Source organism: Bradyrhizobium genosp. P (assembly GCF_049949265.1).
Lineage (GTDB): Bacteria > Pseudomonadota > Alphaproteobacteria > Rhizobiales > Xanthobacteraceae > Bradyrhizobium.
Genome location: NZ_CP188195.1, coordinates 2,417,904 through 2,432,799, shown reverse-complemented (window position 1 = coordinate 2,432,799; position 14,896 = coordinate 2,417,904). Strand labels below are relative to the sequence as shown.

Sequence of the window (14,896 nt, the reverse complement as noted above, 5' to 3'; positions counted from 1 at the left end):
GCGTCCGCTCGCTAGATGACACGTGGAGACGCGCGTCGTATCCAACGACACGCACCGAGATATCGCACCACTCGATCATTTCATTTGAAAATGCGATGACCAGATTGGTTAGATCATTGGATAGCGAGTAAAAGGCGCTGGAAAATCCTCGCTTCTAAGTTCACAGGTTTGCAGCTTGCCTCTCATTGCACAACGGCTCGATGTCGTCCGCCCCTCCGAAACCAAAGCCATGACGGCTCGCGCCGCTGAATTGCGTGATCAGGGCGCAGACGTGATCACGCTCAGCCAGGGCGAACCAGATTTCGACACGCCGTCCGCGATCAGCGAAGCCGGCATCCGGGCGATCCTTTACGGGCGGACGAAATACACGGCCGTAGCCGGGATCAAGCCGCTGCGCGAGGCGATCCGCAAGGTCTTCAGCCGCGATCACGGCCTCGATTACGGTATCGACCAGATCACGGTGGGCTGTGGTGCCAAGCAGGTCGTCTTCAACGCGCTCTTTGCCAGCCTCGATCCGGGCGACGAGGTGGTGATCCCGACGCCGTGCTGGGTCTCCTATCCCGACATGGTGGCGCTCGCCGGCGGAAAGCCGGTTCTCGTCCCCTGCGACGAATACCATGGATTCAAGCTGCGCCCCGAGGAGTTGGAAACCGCAATCACGCCGCGCACCAAGTGGCTGATGCTGAACTCACCGTGCAACCCGACTGGTGCGGTCTACAGCCGAGGCGACTTGCTTGCGCTCGCCGCGGTGCTGCGCCAGCATCCCCATGTCCACGTGTTGTCCGACGACATCTATGAGAAGCTCACATATAACGGTGCCTTCGCGACCATGGCCGCGGTCGCGCCGGACCTCTATGAGCGCACACTGACGGTCAACGGCGTGTCCAAGGCCGACGCAATGACCGGCTGGCGGGTCGGTTATGGCGCGGGACCTTTGTCGCTCATCAAGGCCATGAACCTCGTCCAAGGCCAGACCTCCTCGCATACCAGCTCGATTTCGCAATATGCCGCCGTCGAGGCGCTGTCCGGCGGCAGGAATCATATCAAGGAATTCGCGAGCGCATTTCTCGAGCGCCGCGATGTCGTCGTCGCCAAGCTGAATCAGGCCGAGGGGCTTTCGTGCCGGGTGCCGGACGGTGCCTTCTACGCTTTCGCCTCCTGCGCGGGCGTCATCGGCAAGCGCACACCGGACGGCAGGGTGATCGAAACCGACACCGATTTCGCCATGTATCTGCTCGATGCTTTCGGTGTGGCCGTCGTGCCCGGCAGCGGCTTCATGGCCTCGCCCTATATCCGCATCTCCTATGCCTCCTCACTCGAGGATCTCGCCCGCGCCTGCGACCGCATCATCGCCGCCTGCGCGGCCCTGTCCTGAAAGACCGTCCGATGTCCCACGCCAAACGCCTCCGCACCCGCATGGCCGAGACCAGCCTTGTCCACATCATGGCCGCCCACAGCCCGCTTTCGGCGATCCTTGCAGAAGAGGCCGGATTCGACGGCTTATGGGCCTCCGGCTTCGAGCTGTCGGCGCTTTATGGCCTGCCTGACATGAGCCTGATCTCGATGACACAGCATCTGAACATGGTGCGGGCGATCGCCGGACGTACGGCCCTGCCGATCGTCGCCGACATCGATACGGGCTTCGGCAATGCGATCAATGTCATCCATGCCATCGGCGAATATGAGCGGGCCGGCGCTAGCGCCCTTGTCATCGAGGACAAGACTTTTCCGAAAGTAACCAGCCTTGTTGCCGGCGGGCGCCAGGAACTGCTGCGCATTGAGGAGTTTCAAGGCAAAATCGAGGCTGCGGTTGCGACAAGACGGGACAGGAATTTTCTCGTCATCGCCCGCACCGAAGCGCTGATCGCAGGCCTCGGCGAAGCGGAAGCCCTGCATCGCGCGAAGGCCTATGCGGAGGCTGGCGCCGACATGATCTTGATCCATTCGAAAAAGAAGGATCCTTCCGAGATCGAAAGTTTTTCCCGCGCCTGGACCAGATCGGTGCCGCTGGTGATCGTGCCGAACGCCTACCCTGACCTCAATGCCGAGCGGGTCAAGGCGCTCGGCAATATCCGCATGATGATCTACGGCAATTACGGCATCCGCGCTGCTGCAACTGCCATGCAGGAGACCTTCCGCCGGATCATCGCCGACGGTGGCGTCCAGAACGTGCACAACGACATTCTGCCGGTGGAGGAGATATTCAGACTTCAGAAGATGGACGAGGTTGAGGCCGCTGAAGCTCGGTTCCTTCGCTGAACGCAGCATTCCAACCCCGCCGCAACCATCAAGATTTTAATACCGTAAATGGCGCCCCCGAGTTCCGAGTCAGGCGCGATCGCGATGCTGGTGAGAAATTTGACAAAACGGCTTTCCCCTCCAGAAAGCTAGCGTGGTGTCGCAAGAAGAGGCGATCGCGCCCACCATTCCTCACGCCGCGGTTGAGATGCGGCTCTGGAGCTGATGGTCTATTGATCTGTTGGGGCCTGACTGTACGGATCGTACCGACTTGGGCCGAGCCGGTTTTGTGCGCGAGATATCGTCGATAAGCAGTAATCCGGCTATAAACATCAAATAATGTGATGGAACATTCTTTGTCGGGAATGCCCACCATGAAATTTGGCGGACATCCCAGAACTTGGCGGAATAGAAGATGGCCAGCGACGACGATGAAGTGCCCCTCAATGCGATCCGCGTGTTCGTGGCGATCGCGCGGGAAGGAAGCGTAACGCGCGCGGCGAGCGCATTGGGAGCGACGCAGAGCTCCGTCAGCCGCTATCTCGCTGTGCTGCAAGATTATCTGGGGACAGAGCTCATCGAACGACGCGGTAAGCGGAGCGAATTGACGGAATTCGGAAGGCTTTTTGCAAACACAGTCGCCGAGCCGCTGGATACAGTGTGCTTCACGGCAAAAAGAATGCGCCGGCGAAATCGCCCAGATGTCAATCGGATTGTGGTCCGGACATCGCTTTCGACGTTCGCTTACTCCCTGTTGATTCCGAATCTGCAGGCGTTTTCCGCTGAGATGGGCGGCGTAATCGTGGATGTGGTCAGTTCGCTGTGTCAGCCGACGTCTTCCGACGACTACGACGTCTTGATCACACGCGATCTTTGCATGATCGAACCGGCCGACAATTGGGAGGTCCACAACGAGCAACTCGTCTGTGTGGGCTCGCCAAATCACGTGCATGGCAAGAACCTCTCAGTGGTTCGCTCGATGCCGATTCTGAACATCACATCCCGGCCCGACATACTGCCCACATGGCTGCGGGCGATGAACCTGACCTTTGCAGACATAAAGTCGGGTGCACGATACGATCACAATTACCTTGCTCTCCCGGCGGTCATGACGGGAAAATGCCTTCTGGTCGCGCCCGAAATTATCGTCAGCGATCTCGTGCGCGGGGGCGCTCTGCACGTGATACCAGGATCACGTACGGCCAGCGGCATGCAATATCGGGCCTATGCGGTCGACCGCAGTGACAATTCTGAAATTGCTCGTGCTTTTTGCCGGTGGCTAGCCCGCCTTTGCAAAACGGCCGCTCTTCTGGAAGCCGCTTGATATCGCGTGAGCTATCGCGACGCCTCTCAAGGAGTAAGTAGCGCCAGTATTGAGGCAGAGTTCGTTGAAAGCCGACGCCAAACGAACACCGCTATTCGTCGGGCACAGGGCCGTCGCCGCATCAAACTGCTCAGAAGAGCTTTCCAGCAAACGCCGAGAGCCGGTCAGTCTCGCAAATCCAGGTACCTTCCGAACGGGAACGGCTTACAAGCGCACCGTTTCTCGAAGGTCATGCATCTCTACGGTTCGTGCGGAAGCGAGCGCCGCGCGCGAGCCTGTTGGTCAGCCTGGATCGCTCGCGCCGAAAGCCGCGAACGATACGGCGTGCTCAGCAGCAATAGAGAAGCGCGCTGTTGGCTTCATAGCTGGCAGCAGATCGGCTGCTTCTTGAACCCGTCATGACCAGCTTGCCTTCGGTCGTGCAGACCGACCACGACGACCCTCGCCCGCGCTGATTTAGGAAGGTCTCGAAGACTGGACAGCTTTGAGACCGCAAAAAAAGAGTTCGGACTCAATCAAAACCAGACCAGATCCTGGCAGGCTGGCGCCGTCACGTGTGCCCGGTGATGCTCGCCTTCGCCATGATGGCCGCGATCCGACATCGCGCTAATCCGCCACCGCCCAAAAAACAAAACGTTACCCCCGGAAGGTCAAAGCGTAACCACGCCGCCATTGATCCGTTGGTCAATCCAGGAAATTCGCCGCATTGCCATCAGACTCGCGCGAAAGCGCATTCAGCTCGTACACATCATCGCATGGTCCTGCTGGCGGCGAGCCCACCAAGCTCGCTGCTCAACGGGCTCACTTCAAAGCAAAAAACAACTGTAATGCTAGGCCGGCCCGCTCAACTTGACCAGCCTATGGTTCGAGGTACCGCAGAATCGATGGAGCATCCACCAATGTCGTTCCCTCTTGAATAAGCCTCTCCCGTCAGCGAAGCGAGGCCGACATAGATCGTGAGTTTCTCCTTTGGATGGAATTGGTCCATGATAGTCAGTCAAAAGAGCACTCGGCAAATAGATCAGGCGATCGCGACCGAATATTCCATCTATTCCGTGATCGCGGCTCGGCTTCATGTCCATCCCCTCCGAGGTGGTGGACTCTACCAATTCTTGGAGGAGATTGCGGGGCTCAGGTTAGATAGAGGTACACCTTGAGGCTGTTATCCATTGGAATAGGCCTTGTCTACGAAGTTGGCAGGAAGGAGCCTATGCCAAGAGATAACCGCTTTGCCAACGGAAGGACGTTGTCAGTTTTGCTGGACCGGACTTTGGTGCCTCTGTCCGCCGTAACCACAGCAATCCTTTTCGCCTGGCTGCTATACTACAGCAGCTACGGTTTCCGTCTCAGCGCCGAAGGTTTCCACCTCAACTCCATTGCGAACCCATTCATCTACACAATCAATAGTCCGCCGACGCTATTTGGCTTCGTCTATCACTGGCCATATCAGTGGGCGGGTCGCGACATCGCACTGCTTCGCATGGCGAACGTCACGCTCACCATGGCGCTGGGCTGGATTCTCAGCTTCCTTGTGATCCGGCGCCTCTGGACAGTGGGCTGGCCACACGCGGCGGTGCTATCGGCAGGGATCGCCAGCCTGGCATTGGTCGCCTTTCATTTGTGGTTGCTTACCCCCAACTATTACACTCTGACCTTTCAATCAGTCTTGATCGTAATGATCGGCTTGCTGCTAGCCGATCGGCGAGGGCGCATCCGCCAGGTCTTTGGGTGGATCCTAGTCGGCGTTGGCGGTTGGTTCTGCTTCATGGCAAAGCCGACCACCGCTGCGGCGATTGCCCTCCTCGTTATGCTCTATGTCGTCGTTTTGCGCCGAAAGTCGGTGCTGCCCTTGCTTGGCGCAGCGCTGGTCGCTCTCGCTCTGCTGATCGTTACCGCCTACTTGATTGACGGCGGTATCACCGGACTGATCACCCGGATGGTCAACAGCGCTGATTTGGAAATCCTGCTGGGTGCCCGGCACGAGGTGTCTTTCACACTTCGGATCGACTGGCTCGAAACAAGTCGTGGGCAACTCGCTGCCGCTGTGTTAATGGCGACAGCTCTTCTGCTCAGCATTCTCATGGGGTCTACGCACAAGTTGCTCGTATCGTTGGCTCTCGCTGCGGTGTTGATCGTAACAATAGCGATCGCGCTGCTGGGGACCGATCCGATCAGCCTCATTCCCTCGACCCTGTTCCTAGTGCCAGCATTCATATGCCTTGGCGCGATGTTCTATCGTGAGAGCTGGGTTCTGCGCTCCCAAACTCCCACCAGCATCGCTCTAGCGTTAACGTTTTTGGTCCTGCCGCACCTGTCCGCGCTGGGCTCCAATCTCAACTATTGGTATGTCGGTTCGCTGGCCGCCTTGTTTTGGATGCTTGCGGTCATCGCCTTCCTGAGTCCCCTTGCGCAACAGGGACCCAGCGTCGCTTCCCTACTGCCCCTGACGGTGTTGGCACAGTTGCTCACTGCATCAATGATCAATGCTGCCATTCTCAATCCGCGCGGTCAGGCGAAAGATCTGCGCGCTTATACCGCTGTCACACCCCTGCCGGGCGGTGGAAACTTGGTGCTCTCGCAACCCCTCCACGACTATCTGACCACGGCCAGAGCCCAGGCTCGTGCGGCCGGCCTTGCAGCCGGCACGCCGGTGGTCGATCTCTCCGGCCGTTCGCCGGGCCTGCTGTTTGTGCTAGAAACGCGAGCGCTCGGTCTACCATGGCTGTTCGGGCCATGGGACAGTAGCCCATCACACTTCGGTCAACCGTGGCCGATCGTACCATATCCCGGCAGTAACGCAGCCGCGGTGGAAGCGCTCGGACTCGAGAACTGCGCCGAACTAGCCAAAGCGTGGATACTGATCGAGCCTGAGGGCCCGCATCATCTTGACCAAGCTAGTGTCATGGATTCCTTTGGAGCCCACCAGGCGGACTATGTCGCCGCCGCGGCGTTCGAAGCCCCAATCGGGGATGATCCGGATGCTTACAGGCAGTCTTTGCTCAAGCCCGTTCGCCCCGCCGTGCTGGCGGAACAATCCTGCCATGAAGCGAGGCGACAACGGCCGTATAGCGAGAAACGGAGCCCATCGTGAAAATAATGATCCTCACGGATGCCTTGGAACCCGAATCTTCGAGGAAATCCACCTCCGGCCCACGCCCTGCTGATTCCGCTCGAAATCGTCCATGATTGAAATGAAATCGCCCGCCATTCCGATTTGAAATGGCCCACCATTCCGGGATGAAATCGCCCGGGGTGAGGCGGCCTCTTCTGGCTCTGATAGGTCTCCTCCTTCCGGTGGAAGGAGTGGATCGGATGCCGATGGGGAGGCTTGCGATGCAGCATGTGCGCAAGGTGATGAGACTGAAGGCGGCGGGGCTTTCGATCCGGGAGATCGGGCGGCGGGTCGGGTCCGTCCCCTCGACGCGTGCGGCTGACGATCCGTCGATTCGAAGCGGCAGGGCTGAGGTGGCCACTTGGGACGGCATCGCGGATACGGTTCTGGAGGAGCCGCTATTTGGCAGGTGCCGAGCCAAACCAGGCTAGAGGCGGCGCGCGGAGCCGGACTGGGCCGCCATTCACGTATGCGCTTCTTGTCTTTCATCAGCCTGCGGATTGCGCCAGAGGGGGAAGTCAGTAGCGAGAGCCATTAGCTCGGTACGCTCGGCAACGGTCACGATGCATACGGTAAACTTGGTGCCATGAGCAGACACGATCATTCCTGGCTTGCCGGGTCGCTCGACGATCGCCGTGAGCTCGCGGGCAAAGATCGTCCCGAGATCGATGTATCCGGAATGGCCCCAGGCACTCCTTGGTCACGCCCCTTGAAGATTTCCTGAAGATGCCAGGGCAACAGCCTGCGCGTCGCAGCGTGGCAAGTAATTGCCGCGGCGGATTCTGCATCATCTCCACATAATTTCTAGAATTGACGGGATGGCCGCGACCAAGATTTTCATACGGGTCAGGATGATGCCGTCCGAACTGCCCGGACGATCCACACCAACTGGTCGTGGCGAACTTTCAGCACCGACTCGAATGATCACGCCGCCGAACTCGATTTCAATGGCCGTGTAATCCGCCGGCGTGATCTCGACGAAGCCGAGCCCTTTGGCATCCTCGCGCGGCTTCACCGCACCGCTTTTGCGTCGTTCTCTGCTCATGCTGATCCCCAGGGACCGGTCTCCATTGTTCGGGCAACTTTCGACCAGCGAGGCATTTTTTCCGTACACGGCCAATCGTTAACACTGCTAAAAGTAACTATATTCCGATTTTGTCTGCAACCTGACGACGTCGGATAGGCGACACGGCAGTCATGTAGGAATCGCGCTGATAACGAGTACTTCTCGCTTTGGCATGGACCATGCACGAATGGGAGCAAACGAACTGCAGTTGGTACGAGGTTTGCTCTCAAGCGCAGGATACCACTCGGCATGAGCCAAGCCCGCTGCGGAACGTGGCCCCCTGAAGGAGAGAGAGATGAGAACTCTAGTTATTGATGATGCGCGCGGGTGGGCAGCAAGTCCAATCGGAGACCATCTACTTCGGCAAATTGCGGAAGACCATCAGTCAATTCCTACTGGAGAACGGGCGCTAACCCGACTGGCATCACCAGCACGTCGCCAGGATTAGAACCGAAAAACTCCAACTCTTAGGGCCCAATCAAGGGCTCAGCGGATAACACATGTTCCCACCCGCATTCTTGAGATTCGCACAGGTCACGGGATGATGAATACAGCTCTAGTTACCGGCGGCTCGGGATATTTTGGGCAGTTGTTGAGCAAACAGTTGCTTGAGCAAGGAACCCGCGTTCGCGTGTTCGACATCAAATCCCCTGACTTCAGTCATCCCAACCTAGAATTTGTCAAAGGCACGATTCTGGACCGCAACGCCGTCAAACAGGCGCTCTCCGGCGTGAATAAGGTGTTCCACAACGCTGCCCAAGTGCCTTTAGCCAAGAAAGTCGATTTGTTCTGGTCCGCCAACAAGGACGGCACTCAGATCATTGCTGACGAATCGGCTGCGGCAGGAGTCGAGAAGCTGATATATACTTCCTCTAGCGCTGTTTTTGGCGTCCCGAAATCGAATCCTGTCACAGAGATTACGGAGCCCAATCCTGCCGAAGATTACGGACGCGCAAAACTCGCAGGAGAAATCATTTGTAAGAAAGCAATGCGACGCGACGGTCTGGATGTGGCGATTGTGCGCCCGCGGACTATTCTCGGACATGGCCGGCTTGGCGTCGCCCAAATCCTTTTTGACTGGATTGAACGGGGCCTCGACATTCCGGTTTTGGCTGCTGGGGACAACAGATATCAGTTCGTTCACTCGGATGATTTGGCCTGGGCATGCATTGCAGCATCGAAACTGAAGGGGTTTTCAGAATACAATATTGGTGCCGCCGAATTTGGCACAATACGTGAACTTCTGCAGGCGGTAATCAACCACGCCGGAACCAAAAGCCAAATCAAATCTATTCCGATGGGGCCGACTACGATCGCCGCAAATTTGGCAAGTGCGCTCGGCCTCTCCCCCTTAGGCCCCTACCATACGTTGATGTATGGGCGATCAATGTATTTCGATATTTCGAAAGCGCAAAGAGAGCTTGGTTATGCGCCGAAGTACTCGAATTTCCAGATGATCATTGATAGCTATGATTGGTATCAAGCCAACAAATTGTTTCTGAGCAAAGACGGAGCGTCACCCCATAAGTCGCCGGTCAAACAGCAGAGTCTGGCACTGATCCCCTACGTATTGCGGATGATCCCGGGATGAATACGCCGCCTCTGATCCCGGTTCTTGCCGCGAGCTTGAATTCCTGTATCGGCAGCATATTGCTGAAATGGAGTCGGGCCTCATTGCCTGCCGGGTCCGGACTAGCCGATAGGCTTCTCTCAATTGGCCTTATAGGCGCACTGGCATTTTCGCTGTCGGCACCGCGTTTTTTTTTGCAAAAGCTCTCGAGTCCATGGAGGTGTCAGTCGCTTATCCGGTTTCGGTTGGATCCGGGTTCGCCATGCTGTCGGTTGCATCGCATTATATTCTTGGAGAACCATTCCATCTGTATAAATGGATGGGCCTCGGTCTTGTCTTGGTCGGTATTATTTTTTTGGGCTCGAGGAGACTAAAATGATATTCGATCGAGTGCTCGTGGCAACACTGATTCCTGCGTGGCCGTTGCTCGACGAAGACGAAAAACCAGCCGTAGTAACTGAGGTCGTAGCAAGCGTCACCCGAGCCATTGCAGGCGCCCCCTTTCATATTCGTTTAGCGGTTCGAAGCGTTTCGATCTTCCTAGGCCTTTGCATCCTCTTGATTTCGGCCGGTGCGGGCGGTCCGTTGGCAAGCGCGCTTCGCGCAGACAGGTTTTATACTCTTCTGCAGAGATCGCCCGGTCCCGTCACGTCCATCGTGCGCCTTTATCGATCGATGACGCTGCTTGCATTCTATGAGCAGACGCACGTGGCCGCAAAGCTGTTGTCCGTACGGACTGGGCCTGCACGAAAATAACGGCTTGAACATGAAAGGCAGTTTTCATCCGAGCAACGCACTGCGACTGGAAGCGGATGCGGTGATTATCGGCTCCGGTGCAGGCGGTGCCAGCGTGGCAGATGTGCTGACAGCTGCCGGTTTATCTATAGTCATGCTTGAAGAAGGTAAGCATATTCCCTCCTCATCGGCTCCTGCTATCGCCACCGAGGCATTTTCCGCAGCCTGGCGCGGCGGAGGAATAACCGCCGCGGTTGGCCCGCCCCCCATTACCTATGCGGAAGGCCGCTGTGTCGGGGGAGGGACGGAAATCAACAGCGCTATTAGCCAGCGAACCCATAGTGACCTCATTGATCAATGGCGCAAACTCAACAAGATTGAGAATTTTACGCCGGATGAGCTGGCGCCATACTACGAGCGCGCGGAGACGGCGGTAAATGCAACCCTGACCCCCGGTCCGCTCGGACGTGCCACCGACATTCTGCAGCGAGGAGGCGAAGCGCTCGGCTGGGAAGTATCGGAGCTAAAACGGGGACAACGTGACTGCAAGGGCGCCAACCGATGTTCTTATGTATGTCCGAACGGCGCCAAGCAGTCCATGGCGGTGACCCTTCTGCCAAGGGCGGTGGACCGCGGCATGCGGCTGCTGGCGCAAACTCGGGTGGACAAGATACGAATTGAAAAGCGCCGTGCCACAGAGGTGCTTGCCCGGTCGCGCGATGCCGGCGGACAAACTGTGCCAGTTCGTATAAGAGCCGGCATGGTGTTTGTTTGCGCAGGTGCAATTCACACCCCGGCGCTGTTGCGGTGCTCCGGCCCGCGGGAACGCATTGGCAATACGCTGCGCCTCCACCCGACGATCAAGGTAACGGCGCTGTTTAACGAGCCCGTCGATGCGCATCAGTCGCGACTTCCTCTGACAGCAATTACCGAATTTATGCCGGAACAACGCATTGGTGGATCGGTATTCACGCCTGCGGTCTTTGGACTCTCGCTTGCGGAAGACTGGACCAACCGCAGCGATCTAATGCAGGACTGGCGTTTTTGTGGCTCATACTACGGCATGATACGGTCCCGCGGAGTTGGCTCAGTGAGACCCCTTCCCGGCTTCAACGAGCCACTTGTCAGTTTCAAACTCGCGCCTGAGGACTGGATTGCATTGAGCCAGGTTCTCACCCGCCTCGGCCAAGCCATGTTCGCGGCCGGCGCCCGCAAGGTGTTCCCGAGCATATCCGGCCATGTAGGGTGGACGAGCCCTGATCAGGTATATGAATTCTGGAACAAGCCTCTTCCCAAAGCGGCCACAAATCTGATGACCGTACACCTGTTTTCGAGCTGCCCGCCTGGCGAGCATCAGGATGCATGCGCCGTCGACAGTTACGGACGGGTGCGTGGCGTCGAAAACCTCTTTGTCGCCGACGGCAGCCTGATTCCGGAAGCGCCAGGCGTCAATCCCCAAATGACCATCATGGCCCTCGCGTTCCGGGTCGCGGAGACAGCACTCTGTCATTCCGCACAAGAACGCGCCCGGTCAGCCGCAAAAGACAAAAATTGAGGGGGCGTTAATGTGCAAGAGATAATCTCGATAAGCCTGAATGCGCCCCTCGTGCTGCTAACAGGAGCCGCCGGCTGGCTGGGCGGGCACATCGCGGCGGCGCTGACGACAGGTTTGCCAGAATCACGACTTGTGGCAACCGGAGGCTTCCGGGTAAAGGCGCTCGTGCTTCCGGCAGAGGACGTGTCGCAGCTACGTGAACAGGGCGTGGAAATCGTGATAGGTGACATCCGGGACATGGAAGCTGTCCGTGCATTCGTGGCCGGTGCCGAGGACGCCGTATTGATCCATATGGCGGGGGTTATTCATCCCAAAACGGTTGCTCAGTTTGAAGCGATCAACACACAAGGCACGATCAATCTGCTTACGGCAGCGCAAAAGGTAGGTGTACGGCGCGCGACTATCATGTCGTCGAATTCGCCGATGGGTTGCAACCCACATCCGGATCACAGATTCATAGAGGAAAGCCCCTATAAGCCTTATATGGCATATGGCCGCTCTAAGATGCTGATGGAAAAGACGCTACGTGCGGAGATTGCCGCTGGCAGCCGCACAGAGATTGTCATCGTCCGTGCGCCCTGGTTTTACGGACCTAACCAACCGCCAAGGCAAACACTCTTTTTGAAGATGGTCAGGAATGGCAAATTTCCCATCGTCGGATCTGGGCGGAACCGCCGCTCGATGGGCTATACCGGCAATCTGGCGCAGGGTATCCTGCTCGCTACAGCTCACAAAAATGCGGCTGGCGAGATTTTCTGGCTTGCGGACGAGACGTCGTACACGATGAACGAAATTGTCGAGACCGTCGGCAGGGTCCTGCATGAAGATTTCGGCATGACGGTCAAGCCTAACGGGGTCCGTTTGCCGAGCATTGTGGCCGAAGTCGCAACGATGGTCGATGCAACTCTTCAGTACGCCGGCATCTATCACCAGAAAATTCATGTCCTGTCTGAAATGAACAAGACAATTGCCTGCGATATCACAAAGGCCGCAAAAGTGCTCGGTTATGCACCCAAGATCTCCTTGCGAGAAGGCATGCGCCTTTCGGTCGACTCGTGCTTGAAGAACGGCCACGCAATTTAAGCTTCACATCTTTTTATTGCGTAACCGTAACCGGCCGATTGAGAGGTGCCTTGTTCGGGGGCATCCACCCGGGGGCGGCACCATCCGGAATTGTGGGCGACATCGAGCGGAAATCCTTTCAGGGCAAACTGACGCTCCAGCCCCGATGGCGCCTTGCTCACAATCGTCTGGATCGCTCGCAGCGGATGATCACGCCGCACCGAGCCTCAACGGTAAGCATGCGGCGTAGGCCGCCGGCTGGCTGGCTTGTCCGGCTAACGGCTAAACCTCGTCTGGCTTTTCGGCCGTCGGCTTAACGATCGCGGCGAGCACCTTGCGGCGTTCTTCAATGATCCAAGGAGCGTCCTTGTGGATCTGGATCAGATTTTTGAGGTTCTCGAGTCCATCATCGGTGAACGCCATCACACCGTCTTCGCCGACGCCGACGACCCATAGCTGGCCATCCTCGGTGTCCATTTCCTCCGCGACCTCGAACAGCCATTCCTCGTCTTCTCCAAGCGTCTCGGCGACATGGCCGAGGGTGAACACGTGGCTGACTTTGTTGACGTGCCCCATCAAGCCGCCTGCATCGCAAGGCCTTGCTGTTGAGCAGTCTTCCAATGCCAAGGCAACAGCTCATCGAGCCTGTGAGCGGGGTGTGCAGCAATGCGAGCGAGCACATCGGTGAGCCAGGCCTGAGGGTCGACGTCGTTCATCTTGGCTGAGACGATGAGGCTATACATGGCGGCGGCGCGACGTCCTCCGCGGTCGGACCCGCAGAATAACCACGACTTTCTGCCCAATGCGATGCCGCGCAGCGCTCTTTCGGCGGCGTTGTTCGAGAGGCAGACGCGGCCATCGTCGAGGAAGCGTGTGAAGGAAACCCAGCGCTTGAACATGTAATTCATGGCCTTGGCCAGATCGTGACCGCGAGAGAGCTTGGCGCACTGCTCGCGCATATAGGCTTCCAGATCGGCGACGAGCGGCGCGCTCTGCGCCTGGCGAACAACCTTTCGTTGGTCGGCGTTTTGGCCATTGATAGAGCGCTCGATCTCGAACAGAGCGTCGATGCGGCGCACGATCTCCATGGCGACGGGCGAGATGACGATCTCCTTCTTTCCGGCCGCTTTGCGCCGCGCGTTCTCCTCAAGATCCGCCATGGCGAAGAACGGGCGCCGGGCATGAACCCAACAGGCCGCTTCCCTGATAAGCCCAGGACTTCGCTCGGGCTCGTAGAGCTTGATGTATCCGCCGAAGGCGTCGGCCTGGAGGATCCCGGTGTAGTTGGCCAGATGCGCCTGCGGGTGCTCACCACTTCGATCGCGCGAGTAATAAAACGTCGCCGCCGGCGGATCTGAGCCGCCGAAGGGGCGGTCGTCCTTCACATAGACCCAGCATCGAGCGACATCGCACTTGCCCAAGGCCAATACAGGCACCGCGGTGTCGTCGCCGTGGAGGCGTTCGGCTGCCATGATATGAGCTTCGACAAGACGAAGGAGCGGATCGAGCGATGCACAGACCGCCCCCACGGCGTCGGCCATCGTCGACAGCGCGATCGGCACGCCTTCCAACGCATAGCGTTCAGCCTGGCGGTTCAACGGCTGATGCTGACCGAACTTCTCGAACATGATCATCGCCAGCAGGCTTGGGCCAGCCCAACCTCTTGCAACGGCATGGAACGGTGCCGGCGCCTGGCTGATCTTCTCGCAGTCGCGGCAGGAGAACTTTTCGCGCACCGTCTCGACCACTTTCCACTGGCGCGGCACCGATTCCAGCGTCCGGGTCACGTCTTCGCCGAGCTTGCGCAAGCGATTGCCGCCGCAGCATTCACAGGCCGTTGGCGGATCGATCACCACGCGCTGGCGGGGAAGATGATCGGGGAACGTATTGCGTTCGGGGCACGTGCGCGTAAAGCCGCGTACAATTGTCGTCCTGGCGACAGCTCTCTCGGCCGCAAGCTCGTCTTCGGTGGCGTCGGCTTCCAGCTCTTCGAACGTCAGCGCCAATTGGTCGATCAGCCGAGACGAACGCTCTGACCGCTGTCCGTAGATCTGGCGCTCGAGCTTGGCGATCCGTAATTTTTGCTGGGCAATCAGTGCGCTGTCTTCCGATGCCTTCGCATGGGCGACCGCGAGCTCCGCCGCAATATCCAGCGCCTTCGCGCGCTCGGTCGCCAACGCCTCTTTCAGAGCGGCTATGTCGTCGGGAGGGGCGTCGCGAGCCGTGTCCATGCA

11 protein-coding genes and 1 pseudogene are annotated in these 14,896 nt (G+C 58.2%); 9 read left to right on the top strand and 3 right to left on the bottom strand.

Annotated elements, in window-relative coordinates; all coding sequences use genetic code 11:
• Positions 1–175: 175 nt before the first annotated feature.
• From ACP2YO_RS11915 to ACP2YO_RS11895, 5 genes and pseudogenes are all read left to right on the top strand, one after another.
• Positions 176–1,375, top strand: coding sequence for a pyridoxal phosphate-dependent aminotransferase (locus ACP2YO_RS11915; RefSeq protein WP_426441047.1), 1,200 nt, complete (start codon positions 176–178; stop codon positions 1,373–1,375).
• Between the two features lie 11 nt (positions 1,376–1,386).
• The gene (locus ACP2YO_RS11910; protein ID WP_426441046.1) at positions 1,387–2,259 is read left to right on the top strand and encodes an isocitrate lyase/phosphoenolpyruvate mutase family protein; all 873 of its coding nucleotides are present in this window, start codon (positions 1,387–1,389) and stop codon (positions 2,257–2,259) included.
• Between the two features lie 394 nt (positions 2,260–2,653).
• Entirely contained in the window at positions 2,654–3,562 is a 909-nt protein-coding gene (locus ACP2YO_RS11905) for a LysR family transcriptional regulator (protein WP_426441045.1), read from the top strand.
• Between the two features lie 477 nt (positions 3,563–4,039).
• Positions 4,040–4,188, top strand: a pseudogene (locus ACP2YO_RS11900) (IS701 family transposase); the annotation flags it as partial.
• A gap of 584 nt (positions 4,189–4,772) precedes the next feature.
• Positions 4,773–6,653, top strand: a complete 1,881-nt coding sequence (locus ACP2YO_RS11895; RefSeq protein ID WP_426441044.1) for a hypothetical protein — start codon at positions 4,773–4,775, stop codon at positions 6,651–6,653.
• An 808-nt stretch (positions 6,654–7,461) separates the two neighbouring features.
• Here ACP2YO_RS11895 and ACP2YO_RS11890 read toward each other — a convergent pair.
• Positions 7,462–7,719, bottom strand: coding sequence for a hypothetical protein (locus tag ACP2YO_RS11890; protein ID WP_426441043.1), 258 nt, complete (start codon positions 7,717–7,719; stop codon positions 7,462–7,464).
• Positions 7,720–8,281: 562 nt separating this feature from the next.
• Here ACP2YO_RS11890 and ACP2YO_RS11885 point away from each other — a divergent pair.
• The 4 genes from ACP2YO_RS11885 to ACP2YO_RS11870 all read left to right on the top strand — a co-directional run bounded on the left by ACP2YO_RS11885 (position 8,282) and on the right by ACP2YO_RS11870 (position 12,683).
• Positions 8,282–9,331, top strand: coding sequence for an NAD-dependent epimerase/dehydratase family protein (locus ACP2YO_RS11885; RefSeq protein ID WP_426441042.1), 1,050 nt, complete (start codon positions 8,282–8,284; stop codon positions 9,329–9,331).
• Positions 9,332–9,524: 193 nt separating this feature from the next.
• Positions 9,525–9,689 (top strand): hypothetical protein, encoded by a 165-nt coding sequence (locus ACP2YO_RS11880; RefSeq protein ID WP_426441041.1) that lies wholly within the window; start codon positions 9,525–9,527, stop codon positions 9,687–9,689.
• Positions 9,690–10,076: 387 nt separating this feature from the next.
• Positions 10,077–11,600: an FAD-dependent oxidoreductase gene (locus tag ACP2YO_RS11875; protein ID WP_426443140.1), complete on the top strand. Its 1,524-nt coding sequence runs from the start codon at positions 10,077–10,079 to the stop codon at positions 11,598–11,600.
• A 12-nt stretch (positions 11,601–11,612) separates the two neighbouring features.
• Positions 11,613–12,683 (top strand): NAD-dependent epimerase/dehydratase family protein, encoded by a 1,071-nt coding sequence (locus ACP2YO_RS11870; protein WP_426441040.1) that lies wholly within the window; start codon positions 11,613–11,615, stop codon positions 12,681–12,683.
• A gap of 261 nt (positions 12,684–12,944) precedes the next feature.
• Here ACP2YO_RS11870 and ACP2YO_RS11865 read toward each other — a convergent pair whose 3' ends face one another.
• Positions 12,945–13,238, bottom strand: coding sequence for a hypothetical protein (locus ACP2YO_RS11865; protein WP_426441039.1), 294 nt, complete (start codon positions 13,236–13,238; stop codon positions 12,945–12,947).
• Positions 13,238–14,893 carry an IS66 family transposase gene (gene tnpC, locus ACP2YO_RS11860; RefSeq protein WP_426441038.1) on the bottom strand — a complete coding sequence of 552 codons (1,656 nt, stop codon included), beginning with the start codon at positions 14,891–14,893 and terminating at the stop codon, positions 13,238–13,240. Before tnpC ends, ACP2YO_RS11865 begins: the two co-directional genes overlap by 1 nt.
• Positions 14,894–14,896 lie beyond the last annotated feature (3 nt).